The sequence below is a fragment of the Oxalicibacterium faecigallinarum genome (assembly GCF_014635705.1).
In the GTDB taxonomy this organism is placed as follows: domain Bacteria; phylum Pseudomonadota; class Gammaproteobacteria; order Burkholderiales; family Burkholderiaceae_D; genus Oxalicibacterium; species Oxalicibacterium faecigallinarum.
The window spans coordinates 1,123,573-1,144,123 of sequence record NZ_BMDI01000001.1 but is presented as its reverse complement, the minus strand read 5'-3'; the positions used below and the strand labels follow the sequence as shown (position 1 = coordinate 1,144,123).

At 53.7% G+C, this 20,551-nt stretch carries 22 protein-coding genes and 1 tRNA gene; 14 read left to right on the top strand and 9 right to left on the bottom strand.

The genetic code is table 11. The features are described from left to right. Window positions 1–24 precede the first annotated feature (24 nt). Together IEV29_RS05555 and IEV29_RS05550 are read left to right on the top strand one after the other, a co-directional pair. Window positions 25–645, top strand: a complete 621-nt coding sequence (locus tag IEV29_RS05555; protein WP_188380237.1) for an OmpW/AlkL family protein — start codon at window positions 25–27, stop codon at window positions 643–645. A gap of 121 nt (window positions 646–766) precedes the next feature. After that, on the top strand, window positions 767–1,468 hold the full coding sequence (locus IEV29_RS05550) for a flagellar brake protein (protein ID WP_188380236.1): 702 nt from the start codon (window positions 767–769) through the stop codon (window positions 1,466–1,468). A gap of 8 nt (window positions 1,469–1,476) precedes the next feature. Here the strand turns inward: IEV29_RS05550 and IEV29_RS05545 are convergent, their stop codons facing one another. Continuing rightward, on the bottom strand, window positions 1,477–2,589 hold the full coding sequence (locus tag IEV29_RS05545) for an acyltransferase family protein (RefSeq protein ID WP_188380235.1): 1,113 nt from the start codon (window positions 2,587–2,589) through the stop codon (window positions 1,477–1,479). 343 nt (window positions 2,590–2,932) lie between these two features. Between IEV29_RS05545 and IEV29_RS05540 the strand changes: the two genes are divergently transcribed. Next, the gene (locus IEV29_RS05540) at window positions 2,933–3,169 is read left to right on the top strand and encodes a hypothetical protein (RefSeq protein ID WP_188380234.1); all 237 of its coding nucleotides are present in this window, start codon (window positions 2,933–2,935) and stop codon (window positions 3,167–3,169) included. A gap of 2 nt (window positions 3,170–3,171) precedes the next feature. Here the strand turns inward: IEV29_RS05540 and IEV29_RS05535 are convergent, their stop codons facing one another. Then, window positions 3,172–4,506: a putative bifunctional diguanylate cyclase/phosphodiesterase gene (locus tag IEV29_RS05535; RefSeq protein WP_229726245.1), complete on the bottom strand. Its 1,335-nt coding sequence runs from the start codon at window positions 4,504–4,506 to the stop codon at window positions 3,172–3,174. Between the two features lie 200 nt (window positions 4,507–4,706). Next, window positions 4,707–4,925: a hypothetical protein gene (locus IEV29_RS05530; RefSeq protein ID WP_188380233.1), complete on the bottom strand. Its 219-nt coding sequence runs from the start codon at window positions 4,923–4,925 to the stop codon at window positions 4,707–4,709. Window positions 4,926–5,130: 205 nt separating this feature from the next. Between IEV29_RS05530 and IEV29_RS05525 the strand changes: the two genes are divergently transcribed. Then, entirely contained in the window at window positions 5,131–5,343 is a 213-nt protein-coding gene (locus IEV29_RS05525; protein ID WP_188380232.1) for a hypothetical protein, read from the top strand. 156 nt (window positions 5,344–5,499) lie between these two features. On the opposite strand, the gene IEV29_RS05520 is transcribed toward IEV29_RS05525, so the two are convergent. Then, window positions 5,500–5,575 (bottom strand) — tRNA-Asn (locus tag IEV29_RS05520). A 98-nt stretch (window positions 5,576–5,673) separates the two neighbouring features. Further along, window positions 5,674–6,888, bottom strand: coding sequence for an amino acid aminotransferase (locus IEV29_RS05515; RefSeq protein ID WP_188380231.1), 1,215 nt, complete (start codon window positions 6,886–6,888; stop codon window positions 5,674–5,676). A gap of 116 nt (window positions 6,889–7,004) precedes the next feature. Here IEV29_RS05515 and uvrB point away from each other — a divergent pair, with 116 nt between their 5' ends. Together uvrB and IEV29_RS05505 are read left to right on the top strand one after the other, a co-directional pair. After that, entirely contained in the window at window positions 7,005–9,089 is a 2,085-nt protein-coding gene (gene uvrB, locus IEV29_RS05510; protein ID WP_188380230.1) for an excinuclease ABC subunit UvrB, read from the top strand. Between the two features lie 112 nt (window positions 9,090–9,201). Further along, window positions 9,202–9,987 (top strand): uracil-DNA glycosylase family protein, encoded by a 786-nt coding sequence (locus IEV29_RS05505; protein ID WP_188380229.1) that lies wholly within the window; start codon window positions 9,202–9,204, stop codon window positions 9,985–9,987. A 14-nt stretch (window positions 9,988–10,001) separates the two neighbouring features. Here the strand turns inward: IEV29_RS05505 and IEV29_RS05500 are convergent, their stop codons facing one another. Then, window positions 10,002–10,610 carry a TetR/AcrR family transcriptional regulator gene (locus IEV29_RS05500; protein WP_229726244.1) on the bottom strand — a complete coding sequence of 203 codons (609 nt, stop codon included), beginning with the start codon at window positions 10,608–10,610 and terminating at the stop codon, window positions 10,002–10,004. A 550-nt stretch (window positions 10,611–11,160) separates the two neighbouring features. Here IEV29_RS05500 and iscR point away from each other — a divergent pair. The 8 genes from iscR to iscX all read left to right on the top strand — a co-directional run bounded on the left by iscR (window position 11,161) and on the right by iscX (window position 16,915). Beyond that, entirely contained in the window at window positions 11,161–11,637 is a 477-nt protein-coding gene (iscR, locus tag IEV29_RS05495) for a Fe-S cluster assembly transcriptional regulator IscR (protein WP_188380227.1), read from the top strand. A 17-nt stretch (window positions 11,638–11,654) separates the two neighbouring features. Continuing rightward, on the top strand, window positions 11,655–12,908 hold the full coding sequence (locus IEV29_RS05490) for an IscS subfamily cysteine desulfurase (RefSeq protein ID WP_188380226.1): 1,254 nt from the start codon (window positions 11,655–11,657) through the stop codon (window positions 12,906–12,908). A 39-nt stretch (window positions 12,909–12,947) separates the two neighbouring features. Beyond that, window positions 12,948–13,352, top strand: a complete 405-nt coding sequence (gene iscU / locus IEV29_RS05485) for a Fe-S cluster assembly scaffold IscU (RefSeq protein WP_188380225.1) — start codon at window positions 12,948–12,950, stop codon at window positions 13,350–13,352. A gap of 65 nt (window positions 13,353–13,417) precedes the next feature. Continuing rightward, window positions 13,418–13,741 (top strand): iron-sulfur cluster assembly protein IscA, encoded by a 324-nt coding sequence (iscA, locus tag IEV29_RS05480; RefSeq protein WP_188380224.1) that lies wholly within the window; start codon window positions 13,418–13,420, stop codon window positions 13,739–13,741. A 133-nt stretch (window positions 13,742–13,874) separates the two neighbouring features. Next, complete coding sequence (gene hscB / locus IEV29_RS05475) at window positions 13,875–14,387, top strand: Fe-S protein assembly co-chaperone HscB (protein ID WP_188380223.1); 513 nt, start codon at window positions 13,875–13,877, stop codon at window positions 14,385–14,387. A gap of 67 nt (window positions 14,388–14,454) precedes the next feature. Next, a complete protein-coding gene (gene hscA, locus IEV29_RS05470) occupies window positions 14,455–16,317 on the top strand; it encodes a Fe-S protein assembly chaperone HscA (RefSeq protein ID WP_188380222.1) in 1,863 nt (620 codons plus the stop codon). Window positions 16,318–16,369: 52 nt separating this feature from the next. Then, window positions 16,370–16,708, top strand: a complete 339-nt coding sequence (gene fdx, locus IEV29_RS05465; RefSeq protein WP_188380221.1) for an ISC system 2Fe-2S type ferredoxin — start codon at window positions 16,370–16,372, stop codon at window positions 16,706–16,708. A 12-nt stretch (window positions 16,709–16,720) separates the two neighbouring features. Continuing rightward, window positions 16,721–16,915, top strand: coding sequence for a Fe-S cluster assembly protein IscX (gene iscX / locus IEV29_RS05460; protein ID WP_188380220.1), 195 nt, complete (start codon window positions 16,721–16,723; stop codon window positions 16,913–16,915). 63 nt (window positions 16,916–16,978) lie between these two features. Here the strand turns inward: iscX and IEV29_RS05455 are convergent, their stop codons facing one another. The 3 genes from IEV29_RS05455 to prfB form a co-directional block, all read right to left on the bottom strand. Continuing rightward, a complete protein-coding gene (locus IEV29_RS05455; RefSeq protein WP_188380219.1) occupies window positions 16,979–17,635 on the bottom strand; it encodes a glycine zipper 2TM domain-containing protein in 657 nt (218 codons plus the stop codon). Between the two features lie 198 nt (window positions 17,636–17,833). Then, window positions 17,834–19,369 (bottom strand): lysine--tRNA ligase, encoded by a 1,536-nt coding sequence (lysS, locus tag IEV29_RS05450; RefSeq protein WP_188380218.1) that lies wholly within the window; start codon window positions 19,367–19,369, stop codon window positions 17,834–17,836. Between the two features lie 60 nt (window positions 19,370–19,429). Then, window positions 19,430–20,534 (bottom strand): peptide chain release factor 2 gene (gene prfB / locus IEV29_RS05445; RefSeq protein WP_188380217.1). Its coding sequence is split into 2 segments (ribosomal slippage): window positions 19,430–20,452 and window positions 20,454–20,534, totalling 1,104 coding nucleotides; the frame shifts between segments, so codons are not numbered across the junction. Window positions 20,535–20,551: the final 17 nt, after the last annotated feature.

Sequence of the window (20,551 nt, the reverse complement as noted above, 5' to 3'; positions counted from 1 at the left end):
GTTTCTTCAACTTCGGAGGTTATCGTGAAAAAAGGCGTGGCAGCGCTCGTGCTGCTTTTATCGGCCGCAGCAGGATCGCAGGCATTGGCACAACAGGTACAGGAAGGTTCATGGCTGGTGCGCGTGCGCGCGGCACATCTGGACCCGGCGAACAAATCTGATCCGGTTGGCGGTGTTGGTGCATCGGACCGATTGACGGTTGAGTCGCGTACGATTCCCGAGATCGACATCTCTTACTTCTTTACGCCCAACTGGGCTGCGGAACTGGTGCTGACCTACCCGCAAAAGCATCGTGTCTACCTGGATGGGGCGGATATCGGCAGTTTCAAGCATCTGCCACCAACACTGACGGTGCAGTATCACTTCGCACCGGAAAAAACATGGAGTCCTTACGTTGGAGCTGGTATCAATTACACGCGTATCTCCAGTGTCAATCTGCTGGGAGGGAATGCAGATCTGGAGAGCAGCAGTATCGGTCCTGCCTTGCAGGCAGGTATCGACTACAAACTCAATAACAAATGGTCGTTGAATCTGGACGTCAAAAAGATTTACATCCGTTCCGATGTGAATATGGCGGCCGGCACGATCAGTCAGGTCAAGGTCGATCCCTTGTTGATCGGTGTGGGTATTGGTTATCGCTTCTAATACAACATCCCGATCTGAAAAAGAGCGCTACGGCGCTCTTTTTTATTCATACGTTGCATTGAAAGCAATAATCATTGATAAAATGCAATTGTCAATTCGAAAAAATCTGGTGGTCACAATCATGAGTGAGCAGAAAGGTGTATCTGTTGCCGACAAAGATATCGACGATTTTGAATCGATGAATCTGCAGCCCGGCACGCGCCTGCAGTTTTTCACCCATCGCAATCACAAACCGGTTCATTACGTTTCTACCGTTATCGGGCTGGAGCAAAACACTTATCTGCTACTCAAGCAACCTCGCGATCAGGGTGTGTTGCTGACATTTATCGACGGTGAAAAACTGACCGTACGGGTATTTTCCGGCACTGCCATCTGCTCCTTCGATACGACCGTTATCAAGACGCTCACTCATCCTTTGTATTGCCTGTGTGTCGCATTCCCCCGATCCATCCGCTCCAAGCAATTACGTCGCGATATGCGGATCAAGGTCGCGCTGGATGCCATGCTGCATGTCGCTGGCAAGGAAGAAAAGGTGCGCTTGAGTAATCTGAGTGCGACCGGATGTCTGGCGCACGCAGACAAACCGCTCGGCACGGTGGATGAAGCCGTCTCGATCACGTTTTCCCTGCCTTTTGGCGACGGTGACGATGGCCACGCCATCAATGCCAGGGCAACGATTCGCAATATCACCGAACAGCAAAAAGACGATGCAAATAGCGCGGCAATCGGACTCGAGTTCGAGGGGGTAGGTGGAACCGAATCGCTGATCATCCGCAATCACGTCTACGAAATGCTGCTCGATGGTCGTCAGAACATCGTCTGAATAGCAATTTAGCTAGCCGGGTTCTTTTTCCAGTTCAGTGGCAGAAAGAGTGTGGACAAGAGCGCGTTGCGCTTGCAGATTTCCCACAGCATCAGCGAGATTGCCGTACAACTGACAAAGGCAATTGTTCCGGCGAGCAGCGGCGGTACGTGATTCTGTAACGCTGCCACCAGCGGAAACTGAATCTGCGCATGGCAGATCAGGATCATCAGACTACCGCGCCCGATGTACGACAGCAGTGCCTGTACTTTGGGTATGCGCGCCAGAAGCGTACACACGCACAGCATCATGTAGATCCCGGCCAGCGCCTGCACGGTTGAAATCAGCAGGCTGTCATAACGCCGCATGTTGAAGTCGATGCGAAAGCCGTATTGCGCGTTGAGCATCAGCGATACGGCAATCGCAATAGCCATGCCGATCACATTGAACCTGAATGTTCTGGCAGGGGTGGCGAGAAAATGCCCCAGCAAGAAATAGGTGGCTGACAACAGCAGTACGTCGGCACTGAATGGCAGTCCGCAATGCAGCAATTCAGGATCAACCGCCATGATGCGGTCGCAGGCCGGATTGTCGGCCACGGTGTCAAAGCTGCCCATCACGTAAAAGCCAAGACACAGAAACGTTAGCAGCAAGCCTATTTTTTTGGGCCAGCTATCAATCAACTCCTGCCCGTATTTGACGAGAATGCTGACGCTGACATACAGCAGCCATAAATGCGGCAGGAACCACAATACATTCCAGCCGAGCGTGAAGCCGGTGCCATAAAAAATACCGAGCAGTACAGACTCAACCGTTTCCTTGCCGACGATCAGCTTCAGCATGCCGCCGATCAGGAGTGCCATCGTATAAGGTTTGAGCCAGGCATCTGCACGCACCAGCGCGACATTGCCAATGCTGCGATTGGCTGCCGAAAAAATCACGCCAGAGATGAAAAAGAAAAACGGCAGGCGAAATGCCGCGAGAAAATTGGCAGCGTCACCATAATGCGAAGAAAAGATGCGATTGTGGCCGAGCACGATCAACAGTATCCCCACACCCTTGGCGACATCGATCATGGGAAGGCGGGAGCGTGTTGTTGTTTGCGGCGGATGCGTGATCGCCGACAGGGTAGATGCAGTCATGGCAGATTCCGATAAGCGTCGTATGCGCGTGTCGCGCAATCGGCTGCTTAAGGATGACCAGATTGCGATCTCAGCCGATCTGATTTCCGTATTGCAAACACCGATATGAATAACTTGTCTTTATTGCATGGTTAGATAGGGAATGCCGCAGATGTTCCATGCGGATTGTTATTATTTGAATTATTGATGTCCGATATACGGAAACCCGCTGTACAGGCCACAGCTATCACGGCGCTCGGCGATGCGTAATGCGAGACGATATGGACAGGGTGAAGTTTGCCTGTAGCAAGAAGATGTCCTTCTTCCGCAATTGCCGTATATTGCGTCTTTCCCTTTTTTACCGATGCTGATCACCATGAATGTCACGCCAGAACAATTTGCCGCACTCGTTACCGAAGCTTTGCAGGATCCGGAGAGAATGGGCAGCGATCCGGCGTATGGTGTGCAATTGCTGCGTGTGGGTAGTGGTTATCACCTCCGTCCGGTTGGTTATGCGCCTGCCGTATTTGTGCTGGAGTGCTATCGCACGATCTACAGCATCTATCAGCCGACAGTCAGCGTTGTGCCGCCACCTGTCTGAGTTCACGTAGCAGCAGCCGTGTTGTGTGCAAGCAGGATCGTTTCGAAGTCGCCAATCGGAACAGGCTTGCTTAGCAGATAGCCCTGAAACGAATGGCAGCCCAGATCGGCAAGAAACTGGCGATGTGCCTGCGTTTCCACGCCTTCGGCAATGACATGCAGTCGCATGCCATGCGCCAGATCGATGACGGTACGCACGATAGTGACATCGTCTTCATCCGTCAGCATATCCCGTACGAATGATTGATCGATCTTGATCTGGTCGAGCGGTAGTTTCTTGAGGTAATTGAGAGACGAATAGCCCGTACCGAAATCATCCAGCGACACGCAAACGCCTTTACTCTTCAACGCATTCATTTTGGTGATGATGTCGTTGACATCATTGACCAGCATGCTTTCTGTCAGCTCCAGCGTCAGTAGCGAGGGATTGACGTTGGAGCGTTCCAGTACCGAGATCACCTGACTGACGTAATTCGGCTCCTTGAATTGCAAGGCACTGACATTGACTGCAATACGCAACTGCGCGGTTGCCGGATTGTTGGACCAGGCCATCAACTGTGCGCAGGCAGCGCCGAGTACCCAGTGTCCGATCGGCATGATCAAACCGGTTTGTTCTGCCAGCGGAATGAAGTCGGCTGGCGACACCATGCCTTTGACCGGATGTTCCCAACGCAGCAAGGCTTCGGCACCGACAATGCGGCCATCGTCGCCAACCTGTGGCTGGTAGTACAGTTCGAGTTGGTTTTGAGAGATCGCCTTCCGCAGATCTGATTCCAGCATATTGCGCTCGGTCAGATTGGCCTGCATCACCCACAGCAACGTCCATAGTAATGCTGTCACCAGAAGGTTATGCATCCATGTACCGCCAAGGCGCACGTCGTCGCTCAGTGCATAAACGGAATGAATGCCCCAGGTCGTGCTCGCAAAGAAGATAAAGCCAAGTAATCCTGCCAGCGTCATGCCATGTCTCAGCCATGGCCGATCCCCTTTGAACACCAGCCATGCAAACAGCGCAACGGCCAAAAAGTAATTGTGATTGGAGCGGGGCGCTCGATCCGACGGGATGTCGAGGAAAATGCAAAACACGCTCAGGATGGCGTACACCGCGCAAAACAGAAGAATGGCTGCTGCCCGGATATGACCGCGCAGCGTGAGCATGGCAGTGCCGATTGCTACCGTGATCGAGATCAGATTGATCGGCCACACGCCCCAGTTGCCGATCGAGACGAAATAGAGCCCCCAGAACAACGAGCAGCTGCCCAGTACAAACGAGCTGACCAGCAAGGCGCGACGCATGCGTAGAGACTGCTTCCTGATCAAACTGACAGACAGGTCCATTGAGATGGCTCTTGAGTCGTGGTTTGGCGGGGACTTCAGGTGCTGCTACCGGTGGAAAAATTCTACGCCTGGGGATGATGCGCAGCAAGAGAAAGCTGAAGCAGGGCTTGGCATAGGGTGTTTAAACAAAAAGCACAGTCTGGCTGTGCTTTTTGCTTACCTGCATTGCGCACGTAATCGTGCGCCGTAGTTATTGCAACTCAAGGGCGCAGCACGGTCGGATGGGCGGGACTCTCGTAATACGCAATAGCATAGCACTCGCGGATAAAGTCACGATTGCTATCACCGAGTAGCTTCAGCACATAGCCATAAGGCTCTCTCGCTAATTCCACGCCGTAATGCGGCTGACTGCCAGGGCGTGCCGGATCAATGGCAAGTTCGTTGACGCGATCAGCAAATTCTTGAGGTGTGCGAGCCATGAAGCGCTTTCTGGAAAGGAAAGCGCCATTGTAATGAATTTGCCAGTCAGAGTTATTGCCTGACGTTGAGGCGGCTGAATGGATTGCATGAATGATCGGGTCACATACCTGTTGCGAGAATGAAAGCTCAAATATAAAATGAGAATCATTATTATTTATACGGTATCAACCCGTTAAAACTATCCGCAACGTTAAAGAGAGAAACATGAGTAGTGACAAGTATTGGCGCGACCGTTGGATCGCAGGTTTGGTGCACAACGGCGTGGACCAGAAAACAGCAGAAGCTGCATTTAATGAAGCCTACAGAAATCGTCCTGCGGACGAATCAAAAAGTCCGGAGACACAAGCACTGATGATCTATGGCCGCGGTATTGAGGTTCTGCCTTCCGGCGAGGTGCGCCTCGGGATGTTGCACTAAACGGCGGGCTTGCTGTCGATGCAGGAAAATGCCTCTGCTTGCAGGGGCTTTTTTATTTTGCGAAGGAAGAGAGGCCGCCGCTTAGGGCAGCACGTTCATTTTCCACGATGCAAAGAAAAAGCCCCCACGTTTTCACGTGAGGGCTTTTGTATTCTGTGGCTCCCCGACCTGGACTCGAACCAGGGACCTGCGGATTAACAGTCCGTCGCTCTACCGACTGAGCTATCAGGGAACAGAGAAAAGATTATGACTGAATCTTTCTTGCTTGTAAAGCCTGCGAGTTCATTTTTCTATGTTTCTTGAGAAATTTTTCTCGCAGGCTGGTGGCGCTTAGAGAACCTGGGCAACGGCATCAACAACGTAATCGATATTGCCGCTGTTGAGTGCGGCAACGCAAATGCGACCGGTGTCGACAGCGTAAATCGAATACTCTTCACGCAGGCGTGTGACCTGTTCTTTGGTCAGGCCGGAATACGAGAACATGCCGCGTTGGGTGATGACGAAGTCGAAGTGGTGGTTTGGAGCTTTTGCCTTGAGTTTCTCGACAAATGCCTGACGCATCTCGCGAATGCGCACGCGCATACCTGCCAGCTCTTCTTCCCACAATGCACGCAGTTCCGGCGTAGCCAATACGGTGGCGACGACCTGGCCACCGTGAATTGGCGGGTTGGAGTAGTTGGTGCGGATGACGCGCTTAAGTTGTGACAGCACGCGTGCGGCTTCTTCTGCGCTGGTGGCAACGATGGAAAGAGCGCCAACGCGTTCGCCGTACAACGAGAACGATTTGGAGAACGAGTTGGACACGAACACTGGACCGCCAGCATTGGCAAACAGGCCGACTACCTTGCCGTCGGATTCGATACCATCGCCAAAACCCTGGTAAGCCATGTCGAGGAATGGAATAAGACCACGCGAGGTTACAACCTCAATGACTTGTGTCCATTGGGCATCGGTCAAATCGGCGCCTGTCGGGTTGTGGCAGCAGGCGTGCAGCAGCACGATCGAGCCTGCTGGCATATTTTTGAGCGTATCCAGCATGCCGGCGAAGTTGACGCCCTTGGTGGTCGCGTCGTAATACGGGTAGTTGTTGACAACGAAACCCGCCGATTCGAACAGGGCGCGGTGGTTTTCCCAGCTTGGATCGCTGATCCAGACTTGCGCGTCAGGCGCGAAGCGCTTGAGGAAGTCGGCGCCAAGCTTGAGTGCGCCGGTGCCGCCGATGGCTTGCGCGGTAATCGCACGTTTTTCCTTGACGACGGCACTATCGGCCCCAAATACGAGATCCTGAACTGCCTTGTCGTAGGCAGCCAGACCGTCGATAGGCAAGTAGCCGCGTGGTGCGGTTTTTTCCATCAACTGCGCTTCAGCCTTGCGTACGCATTCCAACAGAGGCAATTTGCCGTTGTCATCATAATAAACACCGACGCCGAGATTGCTCTTCTTCGGATTTTTGTCTGCGTTGTACGCCTCGGTGATGCCGAGAATCGGATCACGGGGCGCCATTTCGATGGCATTGAGAAGTGAAGCAGAAGTAGGTGCGTTCATCGTGATAACATCAAAAGTTGGCTGCAACAGACGGACTGCAGACGGTTAGTTGGCACGCAAGAACAAAATTCTTGCATGGAATTCAAGCCAAATATTTTACCAAAGGTCGCATGGCAATGTCGGATTTATCCCAGGTTACTCCATCCTTTGACGAATCGAAAATCGTCACGTTTCCGAACTCGCCATTTCGGCTGTATCAGCCGTTTCCGCCTGCGGGCGATCAGCCTGCTGCAATCGAAAAACTGGTCGAAGGCGTGGAAGATGGTTTGTCTTTTCAGACCCTGCTTGGGGTAACCGGTTCCGGCAAGACTTATACGGTTGCCAATACCATTGCGCGACTGGGCCGACCTGCAATCGTGTTTGCGCCCAATAAAACACTGGCAGCACAGTTATATAGCGAGTTTCGCGAATTCTTCCCGCAGAACGCGGTGGAGTATTTTGTCAGTTACTACGATTATTACCAGCCGGAAGCTTATGTGCCGCAGCGCGATTTGTTCATCGAGAAGGATTCCTCGATCAACGAGCATATCGAGCAGATGCGCTTGTCTTGCACCAAGTCGCTGATGGAACGCCGTGATGTCGTGATCGTCGCGACGGTGTCGGCGATTTACGGTATCGGTAATCCGAATGAATATCATCAGATGATTCTGACCCTGCGCGCCAAGGACAAGGTAAGCCAGCGCGATGTGATCGCGCGTCTGATCCAGATGCAGTACACGCGTAACGAAGTCGATTTTGGACGTGGTACGTTCCGCGTGCGTGGTGACACGATTGATGTGTTCCCTGCAGAGCATGCCGAACTGGCACTGCGTATCGAAACCTTCGATGACGAGATTGAAAGCCTGCAGTTGTTCGACCCATTGACGGGGCGCGTCAAGCAGAAGATTCCGCGTTTCACGATTTATCCGGGCTCACATTACGTTACGCCACGTTCGACGGTATTGCGCGCAATCGAGACAATCAAGGAAGAGCTGCGTGATCGTCTCGAATTTTTCCGCAAAGAAAGCAAATTGATTGAAGAGCAACGTCTGGAACAGCGTACGCGCTTCGATCTGGAGATGATGCAGGAGATCGGTTTTACCAAAGGCATCGAAAACTATTCCCGTCATTTGAGTGGGGCCAAAGCCGGTGATCCGCCGCCAACGCTGGTTGATTACCTGCCGCCGGATGCCTTGATGTTCCTGGATGAGTCGCATGTTCTGATTGGTCAGCTCAACGGCATGTACAACGGCGACCGTGCGCGCAAAACGAATCTGGTGGATTACGGTTTCCGTCTGCCGTCGGCGCTCGACAATCGGCCACTCAAGTTCGATGAATTTGAGAGCAAGATGCGTCAGACGGTATTCGTTTCTGCGACGCCGGCGGAATATGAAAACGGACGCGCCGATCAGGTGGTTGAACAGGTTGTGCGTCCTACCGGTCTGGTCGATCCGGTCATTAGTGTGCGTCCGGCGTCCAGTCAGGTTGATGACCTGATGTCGGAAATTAACGAGCGCATCAAACTCAACGAGCGTGTTCTGGTCACGACGCTGACCAAGCGCATGGCTGAGCAGCTGACCGAATTTTTGAGCGATAACGGCATCAAGGTGCGTTATTTGCATAGCGATATCGATACGGTTGAGCGTGTCGAGATTATTCGTGATCTGCGTCTGGGCACGTTCGATGTACTGGTTGGTATCAACTTGCTGCGCGAAGGTCTGGATATTCCTGAGGTATCGCTGGTGGCGATTCTGGATGCGGACAAGGAAGGTTTCCTGCGTTCCGAGCGCAGCTTGATTCAGACCATTGGCCGTGCGGCCCGTAATCTGCGCGGGATGGCGATTCTGTATGGCGACAAGGTGACGGATTCCATGCGTCGTGCGATTGATGAGACAGAACGCCGTCGTGCCAAGCAGCTTGCCTTCAATGAAGCCAATGGCATTACGCCAGCCGGTATCAAGAAGGAAATTCGCGAATTGATCGATGGTGTCTACAGCCCGCAGGAAGCACGCCTGGAGTTGCAGGTTGCACAGGACAATGCCAAATACGAGTCCATGAGCGAAAAGCAGATCAGCAAAGAGATCAAGAAGCTTGAAAAGCAAATGATCGACCATGCCAAAAATCTGGAGTTCGAGAAAGCTGCAAAAGTGCGCGATCAGTTACGCGTTCTCAAGGAGCAGCTTTTTGGCGCATCGTCGGGAAGCGATACCAATGCCGCTTAAATAATGTGATGGGCATGCCAATCACACCCTAATTTCAATCCGAGCTTAACTGAACGGCCGGTTTCCGAAACCGGCCGTTTGCAATCTTTCCATCGTTTCTCGCCCCCTTGCCATGTCTGATTCGATTCCCGCTTCTTTTTTTAATATGCTTGAGCGTGCCGACGTATCGTGGCATGCCGTTTTACGCACGGGGTTGGAGGCGATTGCCAGGACCAGTCCTGATTACTTGTCTGTCTTGGCAAAGGATGATTTTTTGCCAAACGGCGGCCGCTTGTTTGCCGCCTTCCGTCAGCCGATGGATGCCGTGAAATATGTTCTGGTTGGCGAGGGACCTTATCCGCGACCGGATAGTGCAACCGGTGTGTGCTTTATGGATGGGGCCGTCGGTTCGCTATGGTCAGAGAAAGGCTTGTCCAAACAGGTCAATCGCGCCACTTCATTGCGTAACTTTATGAAGATGCTGCTGGTTGCGGACGGGCAATTATCGGTGGAGCAAACCACGGGCGAGGCCATGGAAGCCGTGTCTGCCAACGCGCGGGTTGCGCCGGATCGTATTATTCAGACGCTGCCGGAGCTGGAGGCCAATCTGACGGCACAGGGATTTCTCTTGTTGAATGCATCACTGGTGTTTCGCGCCCATGTGGCGCCCGCAAAAGATGCCAAAGCGTGGCTGCCATTTCTGCAGATAGTTTTGTCTGCACTGGCTGACAATGCGGAAGTGAAGGGAAGAACACCGCCCACGCTGGTCTTGTGGGGCAAGATCGCGGTGCAGCTGGATGCCTTGCCTGCCAACGCGCGTTTCCCGCGTCGTGTTGCCGAGCATCCGTACAACCTGAGCTTTATCGGCAATCAGTCGATGCAGGACTTTTTTGCACCGATGCACCTGCTGCAAAAGTGATCTGATTCACCAGATCAGATCAGACTCATCTGCCTGACATCGGGTTTGACATAGGCAGGCTCCACGCCGGTCAACAGATCGGGTGCCGGCTGACCACTGGCTTTATTGCGGATGTCCAGTTTGCTGGCTTCCTTGGACAGCAGTCGTGCAATCATATTGTCAAAAAATGCCGGTAAAGCCTGCGGATCATCGTGGGCATGAAAGTGCTGGCGAATGATCATGCCATCCCACATGCCGGTCAAAAACAGCGCGGTCTGCGCTGCATCCAAAGAGGCATCCAGCTGACCACGCGCCTGTGCCACGCGCAGGATATTCGTCAGCCCCATGACCCACTCGGCTTCAATCTTGCGCAGCACGGCACCCGTGCGCTTGCTGCGCATGCCTTCTGCATAGACTTCGGTCATCAAGCCTGCGTCGCCGCTCGCACGATAACGGTCGGCAAACATGCGTGTCGCCATCGCCAGTGCCTGCTGGATTGATTCGGCATCGCGCATCTGCAACAGCATGGCACGCGCCTGACGTCGCTCGTCTTCCACCATTGCCTCAATGATCGCTTCCTTGCCCGTGAAGTAGCGATAAACCGCGCCGGGACCGAGCCCGGTTTCTGCGCAGATCTGTTGCATTGAGGTCTGGTGAAACCCGGTTTTGCGGAAGCACTTGCCGGCAGCTTTGAGAACATCGCCTCTTTTCTTGTCGGCTTTTTGTGTCGGAGAGAGTGGGGTTTTTGAGGTGCGAGTGGCCATGCGATCGGGAAGCGGGCTTCCATCAGTAAGCGAAGGCTCAATTATAAATTGAATATTCCCTCAAATATTTAATTTGATGCATTTGCTACTGATTGTTTTCAATTCATTGATTTTTATGGTGTTTTAAAAAAATATGATCATTCATTCAAATTTTAATTGCTTTGTTTTGAGCGGGTGATCAAGGAAGATAAATTACGAATTTGTTTTTATTGCAATTTATTAAGCGGATCTTGTGTGCTGCCGGCAAGCTTTGGGTGCACGCGATAGAATGGCGTCCGCCTTGGCTAAGTGGTTGTTGGCACGAATACGATGCTGTGGATTTTTTGCTATTCGGCACCATTTTTATTCCTGACAGATTTAGTGGGGTTTGATATACTTGACGAAATTATTCAACCAATCAGGTTAATCATCTCCGTATAAGGAAGAGCGTATGCGTTTGACCACAAAAGGTCGTTTTGCTGTCACCGCGATGATCGACTTGGCGTTGCGTCAAGACAATGGCCCGGTCACGCTTGCAGGCATCAGCCAGCGGCAGGAAATATCCCTGTCCTATCTGGAACAGTTGTTTGGCAAGTTGCGCCGTCATGAGATTGTGGAATCCGTGCGTGGGCCAGGTGGTGGTTACAACCTCGCACGCCGCGCGGAAGATGTCACTGTGGCAGACATCATCATTGCGGTGGATGAGCCGCTGGATGCCACGCAGTGCGGTGGCAAGGAAAATTGTCACAGCCCTGCGCATGAAAATGGCGGTCGTTGCATGACGCACGATTTGTGGGCCACGCTGAATGCAAAGATGGTGGATTACCTGGATTCTGTTTCGCTGAAGGATTTGGTTGATCAGCAAAAAGAGAAGATTTCCGAGCAACGTGTGGTGGTGATGCATCGCAACAGTCACGCTGCTGTTTGATTATTTGGAGTGAATAGATGAATGCCCCGTTAGACAAGAGCCTGCTCGATACGATCAAGGCACCGCATTTTCCGATCTACATGGATTATTCGGCAACCACGCCGATTGACCCGCGTGTAGCAGACAAGATGATTCCGTATCTGCGTGAGCAGTTTGGCAATCCGGCTTCGCGCAGCCACATGTATGGCTGGTCTGCAGAAAAAGCGGTGGAAGAAGCACGTGAGCAGGTCGCTGCATTGGTCAATGCGGATTCGCGCGAGATCATCTGGACCTCGGGCGCGACGGAAAGCAACAATCTGGCCCTCAAGGGAGCAGCGCATTTCTACAAGACCAAAGGCAAGCACATCATCACGGTCAAGACTGAGCACAAGGCCGTGCTGGATACGGTGCGTGAGCTGGAGCGTGAAGGTTTTGAAGCGACCTATCTGCAACCGCAAGACAATGGCCTGATCACGATTCAGCAACTGGCTGACGCGATCCGCCCGGACACCATCGTCGTGTCTGTCATGCTGGTCAATAATGAAATTGGTGTCGTGCAGCCGATCGACGAGATTGGTGAATTGTGCCGCAGCAAGGGCATCATCTTCCATTGCGATGCTGCCCAGGCAACCGGTAAGGTCAAGATCGATCTGGAAAATACCAAGGTTGATCTGATGAGTTTTTCCGCTCACAAGACCTATGGCCCGAAAGGTGTGGGTGCCTTGTACGTACGTCGCAAACCACGTGTACGCATCGAAGCGCAGATGCATGGCGGTGGTCACGAGCGCGGTTTGCGTTCGGGCACGCTGGCAACGCACCAGATCGTTGGCATGGGTGAAGCCTTCCGCATCGCGCGCGAAGAGATGGACAGCGAGCTGGCCCGTATTCGTGGCCTGCGTGACCGTCTGGCAAAAGGTCTGATGGAAATGGAAGAAGTCTATGTCAACGGCGACATGGATCATCGCGTACCGCACAACCTCAATGTCAGCTTCAACTATGTTGAAGGCGAATCGCTGATCATGGCGATCAAGGATTTGGCCGTGTCGTCCGGTTCGGCATGTACGTCTGCCAGCCTGGAACCGTCGTATGTGTTGCGGGCACTCGGTCGTAGCGATGAGCTGGCGCACAGCTCGATTCGTTTCACGATCGGCCGTTTCACGACCGAAGAAGAAGTCGATTTCACGATCAATCTGATCAAGGAAAAAGTTGCCAAGCTGCGCGAGTTGTCGCCGCTGTGGGACATGTACAAGGATGGGATCGACATCAGTACGATCCAGTGGGCAGCGCACTAATTGCGGCTGCGAGCGCAAATTATTTGAAGGAGCATCAAAATGGCTTACTCGGACAAAGTACTCGATCACTACGAAAACCCGCGCAACGTTGGCGCCTTTGATAAAGGTGATGAAACCATCGGCACCGGCATGGTGGGTGCACCGGCATGCGGCGACGTCATGAAGCTGCAGATCAAGGTGGGCGCAGATGGCGTGATCGAAGACGCAAAATTCAAAACCTATGGCTGCGGTTCGGCGATTGCTTCATCTTCGCTGGTGACGGAATGGGTCAAGGGCAAGACGCTGGATCAGGCCTTGGCGATCAAAAACACCCAGATCGCTGAAGAACTGGCGCTGCCACCAGTGAAAATCCACTGCTCGATTCTGGCTGAAGATGCGATCAAGGCTGCCGTTGCGGATTACAAGACCAAGCACGGTACAGCGGAATCGAAAGAGGCAGCCTAAGCTTGTTCATTGCGCACGCCGGTTAAGGCCGGCGTGATCAGCGACAATCTTTTGAGTGGAAGATCATGGCAATCACATTGACAGAAAAAGCGGCGAAGCACATCAATCGCTACATGGAGCGACGCGGCAAAGGCATTGGCCTGCGTTTTGGCGTGCGCACGACGGGTTGTTCCGGTCTGGCGTACAAGCTCGAGTATGTGGATGAAAGTGCAGCAGAGGACAGCGTGTTCGAGTCACATGGCGTCAAGGTGTTTGTCGACCCGAAGAGTCTGCCGTACATCGATGGTACCGAGCTGGATTTTGCGCGTGAAGGCTTGAACGAAGGCTTCAAGTTCCACAATCCAAACGTCAAGGATGAATGCGGTTGCGGAGAAAGCTTCCGTATCTGATTGATGGCTGCAGTGAAGACTGCAGTAACGCCAGAGCCTGACTATCGTGTGCAGGCTCTTTTGTTTGATGCATAAAGGTTTGTCCACGACTGGCGCCCGCAAGTGGCGCGCGTAGCAATCGCCAACGCACAGAATGCAAAACCATTTCGAACTCTTCCACCTTCCGCAACAGTTTGCAGTCGATCTCGGCGCGCTGGATCGTGCATATCACGATGTGCAGAATCAGGTTCATCCCGATCGTTTCGCCAACGCATCTGATGCCGAAAAGCGTGTCGCCATGCAATGGGCGACACGTGCCAACGAAGCATACAAAACGCTGAAGAGTCCCTTCAAGCGTGCCGCCTACTTGTGTGAACTCAATGGTGTCGATCTGGAAGTCGAATCCAATACGGCCATGCCCGTCGCTTTTCTCATGCAGCAAATGGAATGGCGCGAGGCGCTGGATGACGCGCGGGCTGGCAAGGATCCACATGCACTGGATGCACTCGATCGCTCCCTTCGCAGCGAACGCAAGGATGCATTGGCAGCGATTGCCATGCAACTGGATAGTCAGGATTTTACGCAGGCTGCCAGTCTGGTGCGTCAACTGATGTTTCTGGAAAAATTTTCCGAGGAAGTTGCAAATGCGCAGGACGCGCTGATGTAATTGACCAAATCGAATGGTGCCGCCTGCTGCGGAGACCATTCAAGACCAAGACAAGTTATCGGACGTTATGGCTTTACTTCAAATCGCAGAACCCGGCATGTCAACCGCACCGCACCAGCATCGACTGGCGGTCGGGATTGATCTCGGCACGACCAATTCGCTGGTGGCAACCGTTCGCAATAGCGTGCCGGAAGTCTTGAGCGACGAAGAGGGGCGCTCATTGCTGCCGTCGGTCGTGCGTTACCTGCCAGATGGCAATGCCCATATTGGTTACAAGGCGCAAGCCGCACAAAATACCGATCCTAAAAATACGATTGTGTCGGTCAAGCGTTTCATGGGGCGTGGTCTGAAAGATATCGCCTATGTCGAAAACCTGCCGTATGACTTCATCGATTCGCCAGGCATGGTGCAACTGAAGACAGTGGGGGGTATCAAGAGCCCAGTCGAGACTTCAGCCAATATTCTGGCAACCTTGCGCCAGCGCGCCGAAGATGCGCTGGGCGATGAGTTGGTCGGTGCAGTCATCACGGTGCCGGCTTACTTCGATGATGCGCAACGTCAGGCTACCAAAGATGCAGCCAAGCTGGCCGGACTGAATGTATTGCGGTTGCTCAATGAGCCGACGGCTGCGGCGATTGCCTATGGTCTGGATAACGCATCGGAAGGTGTCTTTGCTGTTTACGATCTGGGCGGTGGTACTTTTGATATTTCGATTCTCAAGCTGACTAAAGGCGTCTTCGAGGTATTGGCAACGGGCGGTGATTCCGCACTGGGTGGTGATGATTTTGACCATCGGCTGTTCTGCTGGATCATTCAACAAGCAAATCTGTCGCCGCTGTCGGATGAAGATACCAGCGTGTTGATGGTCAAGGCGCGTGAAGCCAAGGAGCTGTTGTCGAGCAAAACGGATACGCATATCGATGCGGTACTCAGCAATGGTGAAGAAGTCCATTTGACGATCACGGCGGCCGAGTTTTCGGAGATTACCCAGAATCTGGTCAACAAGACGTTGACGCCCACCCGCAAGGCGCTCCGCGATGCGGAGCTGACGGTTGATGATGTGGATGGTGTGGTGCTAGTTGGTGGCGCAACGCGCATGCCACATTTGCGCAAAGCGGTGGGGGAGTTTTTTGAATCGACGCCGTTAGGCAATATTGATCCGGACAAGGTGGTTGCATTGGGTGCAGCGATTCAGGCGAATCTGCTGGCGGGCAATCGCGCAGCGGGTGACGACTGGCTGTTGCTGGATGTGATTCCGCTCTCGCTCGGTATCGAGACAATGGGTGGTCTGGTGGAAAAAGTCATCCCGCGTAACTCGACTATTCCATGTGCACGTGCACAGGAATTCACGACTTTCAAGGATGGGCAAACCGCGATGGCAATCCATATCGTGCAGGGTGAGCGCGAGCTTGTCAGCGATTGCCGTTCCCTTGCACGTTTTGAATTGCGCGGCATCCCGCCAATGGCAGCGGGAGCGGCACGCATCCGTGTGACCTATCAGGTTGATGCGGATGGTTTGCTGTCGGTATCGGCGCGCGAATTGCGCTCTGGTGTCGAGGCATCGATCACGGTCAAGCCATCCTATGGTTTGGAAGACGATCAGATCGCACAGATGCTGCAGGACTCGTTTCAATCTGCCGATACCGACATGCTGGCGCGTGCCTTGCGCGAAGAGCAGGTCGAAGCTGAACGTATCGTTCTGGCCACGCAGTCAGCGCTGGATGCAGACGGTAATCTGCTGACTGACGACGAACGTGCAGAAGTCATGCAGTTGCTGGAAGCGGTCAAACAGGCAGCAAGTGGTTCAGATCACGAAGTCATCAAATCGGCAGTTCATGCGCTCGCGCATGGAACAGAGGAATTTGCTGCGCGCCGTATGGATCGCAGCGTACGGACCGTTTTGTCCGGCAAGAAACTGGACGACATCTGATCGCGGTGTCGTCGTCTTTTATCGAATCGTTATTTATCCCCTGAGGTAGCCCGTGCCACAAATCGTCGTTCTTCCCCATCATATTCTCTGCCCTGACGGTGCGGTTCTTGAAGCGTCCGCTGGCACGACGGTGTGTGATGCCTTGTTGCAGCATGACATTGACATCGAACACGCGTGCGAGAAATCCTGTGCCTGCACGACCTGTCACGTGATCGTGCGCGAAGGATTTGATTCGTTGAACGAAGCCGGCGAAACGGAAGAGGATTTGCTGGACAAGGCATGGGGGCTGGAAGCACAGTCGCGCCTGTCTTGCCAGGCAGTGGTGGCCGATGAAGATCTGGTTGTCGAGATTCCGCGTTACACCATCAATCACGCCAGCGAAAATCATTAAGGAGAGACGGAGATGAAATGGACAGATACCATCCGGATTGCCGAAGAGCTGAATGATAAATTTCCGGATATCGACCCCCTGACGATCCGTTTCACGGATTTGCATCGCTGGGTGTGCGAGCTCGATGGCTTTGACGACAATCCAAATAATTCAGGCGAGAAAATTCTCGAAGCCATTCAAATGGCATGGATCGAAGAAGCGCAGTAAATCTGGGAGAAATAAAAAAAAGCGGCTCAGGCCGCTCTTTTTATTGACGCTGTCGTACTGACATTAGCCCGCACGCAGATAGCCATCCACGATGCGTACGCGGTCACCGTTGGACCATGGTGGCGGATTGTTGTACGGGAACGTGCGGACATTGCCATCATCCAGGCGCACGCGGACTTGATAAGTCGTTGCCGTACGCGTACGTTTTTCGATCTCGTTGCCTGCATAGCCGCCACCGACAGCACCGGCAACCGTTGCCAGCGTGCGGCCACTGCCACCGCCAACCTGATTACCTAACAAGCCGCCGACAACCGCACCACCCACGACGCCAACACCGCTGGGTTGGGCAGCCGTCTGCACGGTGCGAACCGACTCGACGCGTCCGCAGTTATGGCAGATCGGTGCCTGGGCAGTCTGTCTTGCGCGGTCATCGGCCTTGGCCGCAGTGGCACGACGACGGTCTTCTTCCTTGCGTAATTGCGCTGCCTTTTCCGACGCAGCTTTGGCTTCTGCCTCGGCTGCTGCGGCTTTTTCTTCAGCAGCTTTCAACTCGGCCTCGCGTTCCAGTGCGGCAACCTCCTTGCTATCACGCGACGAGCTGTTTGAGCTTGGGAGCAAGCCGGTCATGGCGGCAACGCCGACCAGACTGACCAATAAAACGGCGATGGCTGCCGCGGCGACAAGAGGATGTAAACGATTTGAATTATTGTTGGTTTCCATGATTTCCTCCAGAAAGGAGAAGTCGGTTGATCATGTAAGAATTATTGTCTTGCAACGCTTGAATAAAAAGCATGAAGCTGTGTCAGTTGTAAGCTGATGTAACTCAGACATCCAAAAACTATTTTGGTTGCCGAAAAACAAAAGGACTGCCGAAGCAGTCCTTGTTTCCTTATGGAAAAAATTGTTGCGCGCGTTACGTTAGTCTTCGCGGCGCAAGTGTGGAAACAGCAGCACGTCGCGAATATTGGGCGAATCGGTAATGATCATCATCAGGCGATCAATGCCGATGCCGCAGCCGCCGGCGGGGGGCATGCCGTACTCGAGCGCGCGGATATAGTCGGCGTCGTAGTACATCGCTTCTTCGTCACCGGCGTCCTTGGCAGCGACTTGTGCCTGGAAGCGCGCCGCCTGATCTTCGGCGTCGTTAAGCTCCGAAAAGCCGTTGGCGATTTCACGACCGACCATGAACAATTCGAAGCGCTCGGTAATGCCCTCGCGCGTATCGGAGGCGCGCGCCAGCGGCGAGACTTCGACCGGATAGTCAATGATGTAGGTCGGTTCCCACAGTTGGGCTTCGGCCGTCTCTTCGAACAGCGCGAGCTGCAGTGCGCCGAGACCGGCATGCGCGTGCGGCTTGACGCCGAATTTCAGCAATTCCTTCTTGATGAATTCTGCGTCGTTGAGTTGTGCTTCGGTGTAACCCGGCGCGTATTTATTGATCGCTTCAACAATGGTCAGGCGGTGGAACGGTTTTGCCAGATCAAGTTCACGGCCGCCATAGGTGAGGGTGGCCGTACCGTGTGCGTCGATCGCTGCCTGACGGATCACGGCTTCGGTAAAGTCCATCAGCCATTTGTAATCAGTGTAGGCTGCGTAGAACTCCATCATCGTGAATTCCGGATTGTGGCGGATCGATACGCCTTCGTTGCGGAAGTTACGGTTGATTTCGAACACGCGATCAAAGCCGCCGACGACGAGGCGCTTCAGATACAGTTCCGGTGCGATACGCAGGAACATCTGCATGTCGAGCGCATTGTGATGCGTGATGAACGGCTTGGCCGAAGCGCCGCCGGGAATCGTATGCAGCATTGGCGTTTCGACTTCCATGAAGTCATTCTTCGCCATGAAGTTGCGGATCGACGCGATGGCCGCAGTACGTGCCTTGAAGGTGCGACGCGTTTCTTCGCTCATGATCAGATCAACATAACGCTGACGGTACTTGGTTTCCTGATCGGCCAGACCGTGGAATTTATCCGGCAGTGGGCGCAGCGATTTGGTGATCAGGCGCAGCTCCGTGACTTTGATCGTCAGCTCATCGGTCTTGGTTTTGAACAGTGTACCGACCACACCGAGAATATCGCCGAGGTCGTAATGGTGCAGGGCAGCCATCGCCGCTTCGCCAACCTGATCCAACTGAACATAAATCTGGATGCGACCATCGGCGCGTGCACCGGATGCATCTTGCAGGGTTGCGAAAGCGGCTTTCTTGCCGGCTTCGCGCTTGAGCATCATGCGGCCTGCGAGTACGACGGTAACTGGTGCGGCTTCGAGTTCCTCGCGCGTCTTGCCGTCGTATTGCGCGTGCAGGTCGGCAGCCTTGTGTTGCGGGCGGAAGTCGTTAGGGAAGGCAACACCCTGGGTGCGCAGGGCAGCCAGCTTGGCGCGGCGCTCGGCGATGATTTTATTCTCGTCAACCGGCAGTGCAGCCGATGCGTCGTCATTGTGCGTAGTCATGAAAGGCAACAGTCAGTTAGATACAAAAAATGTGGCGGCAGAGTCAGCGACAAGGCGCATTTACACGCCTTGCTTCAGCGATGCGGCGATGAAATCATCGATGTCGCCGTCAAGCACAGCCTTGGTATTGCCGGTCTCGAAGTTGGTACGCAAATCCTTGATGCGTGATTGATCGAGCACGTACGAGCGAATCTGGTGGCCCCAGCCGACGTCGGTTTTGGAATCTTCCAGTTTTTGCTGTTCGCTCATGCGATTGCGCAGTTCGAGTTCGTACAACTTGGCTTTCAGCATGTCCCATGCTTCTGCCTTGTTACGGTGCTGCGAACGATCGTTCTGGCACTGCACGACAATGCCCGACGGACCGTGCGTCAGACGGACGGCGGAATCGGTTTTGTTGATGTGCTGACCACCGGCACCGGAGGCGCGATAGGTGTCGATACGCACGTCGGCCGGGTTGATTTCGATCTCGATCGAATCGTCCACTTCCGGATAGACGAACAGACTCGAAAACGAGGTGTGGCGACCGTTGGCCGAATCAAATGGTGACTTGCGCACGAGACGATGCACGCCTGTTTCGGTACGCAGGAAGCCGTAGGCATATTCACCTTCGACCTTGAGCGTGGCAGTCTTGATGCCGGCCACCTCGCCATCGGATTGTTCAAGGATTTCGACCTTGAAGCCTTTGCGTTCGCAATAGCGCAGATACTGACGCAGCAGCATGGATGCCCAGTCCTGCGCCTCGGTGCCGCCCGCGCCAGCCTGAATATCGATGAAGCAGTTATTCGCATCAAGCGGATTGCTGAACATGCGACGGAATTCCATCTCTTCGACGAGCTTCAGCAATTCCTGCGCATCGGCTTCGATGGCAACGATGGTGTCCTCATCGTTTTCTTCGCGTGCCATGTCGAACAGATCGCGCGCGTCGGTAAGTTCGGTATCGATCTTGATGAGAGTATGGACGATCGCTTCCAGCGACTTCTTTTCCTTGCCCAGATCCTGGGCGCGCTTGGGATCGTTCCAGACGTCAGGGTCTTCGAGTTCCCCGTTGACTTGTTCGAGTTTCTCCGACTTCACATCGAAGTCAAAGATACCTCCGAAGTTCGGCCGCGCGATCGGATAGATCGGTCAGCAGGGATTGGAGGGAATTGAGGCGTTCGGCTTCCATGGCGATATTCTTTGCAA

Coding starts and splice junctions, on each gene's coding strand:
- IEV29_RS05515 (WP_188380231.1), bottom strand. CDS start 6,888: ATGAACGCACCTACTTCTGCTTCACTTCTCAATGCCATCGAAATGGCG.
- iscR (WP_188380227.1), top strand. CDS start 11,161: ATGCGTTTGACCACAAAAGGTCGTTTTGCTGTCACCGCGATGATCGAC.
- iscX (WP_188380220.1), top strand. CDS start 16,721: ATGAAATGGACAGATACCATCCGGATTGCCGAAGAGCTGAATGATAAA.
- IEV29_RS05455 (WP_188380219.1), bottom strand. CDS start 17,635: ATGGAAACCAACAATAATTCAAATCGTTTACATCCTCTTGTCGCCGCG.
- IEV29_RS05500 (WP_229726244.1), bottom strand. CDS start 10,610: ATGCAACAGATCTGCGCAGAAACCGGGCTCGGTCCCGGCGCGGTTTAT.
- IEV29_RS05550 (WP_188380236.1), top strand. CDS start 767: ATGAGTGAGCAGAAAGGTGTATCTGTTGCCGACAAAGATATCGACGAT.
- IEV29_RS05490 (WP_188380226.1), top strand. CDS start 11,655: ATGAATGCCCCGTTAGACAAGAGCCTGCTCGATACGATCAAGGCACCG.
- uvrB (WP_188380230.1), top strand. CDS start 7,005: ATGTCGGATTTATCCCAGGTTACTCCATCCTTTGACGAATCGAAAATC.
- IEV29_RS05505 (WP_188380229.1), top strand. CDS start 9,202: ATGTCTGATTCGATTCCCGCTTCTTTTTTTAATATGCTTGAGCGTGCC.
- IEV29_RS05540 (WP_188380234.1), top strand. CDS start 2,933: ATGCTGATCACCATGAATGTCACGCCAGAACAATTTGCCGCACTCGTT.
- iscA (WP_188380224.1), top strand. CDS start 13,418: ATGGCAATCACATTGACAGAAAAAGCGGCGAAGCACATCAATCGCTAC.
- hscA (WP_188380222.1), top strand. CDS start 14,455: ATGGCTTTACTTCAAATCGCAGAACCCGGCATGTCAACCGCACCGCAC.
- iscU (WP_188380225.1), top strand. CDS start 12,948: ATGGCTTACTCGGACAAAGTACTCGATCACTACGAAAACCCGCGCAAC.
- IEV29_RS05530 (WP_188380233.1), bottom strand. CDS start 4,925: ATGGCTCGCACACCTCAAGAATTTGCTGATCGCGTCAACGAACTTGCC.
- lysS (WP_188380218.1), bottom strand. CDS start 19,369: ATGACTACGCACAATGACGACGCATCGGCTGCACTGCCGGTTGACGAG.
- IEV29_RS05535 (WP_229726245.1), bottom strand. CDS start 4,506: ATGGACCTGTCTGTCAGTTTGATCAGGAAGCAGTCTCTACGCATGCGT.
- IEV29_RS05545 (WP_188380235.1), bottom strand. CDS start 2,589: ATGACTGCATCTACCCTGTCGGCGATCACGCATCCGCCGCAAACAACA.
- IEV29_RS05525 (WP_188380232.1), top strand. CDS start 5,131: ATGAGTAGTGACAAGTATTGGCGCGACCGTTGGATCGCAGGTTTGGTG.
- hscB (WP_188380223.1), top strand. CDS start 13,875: ATGCAAAACCATTTCGAACTCTTCCACCTTCCGCAACAGTTTGCAGTC.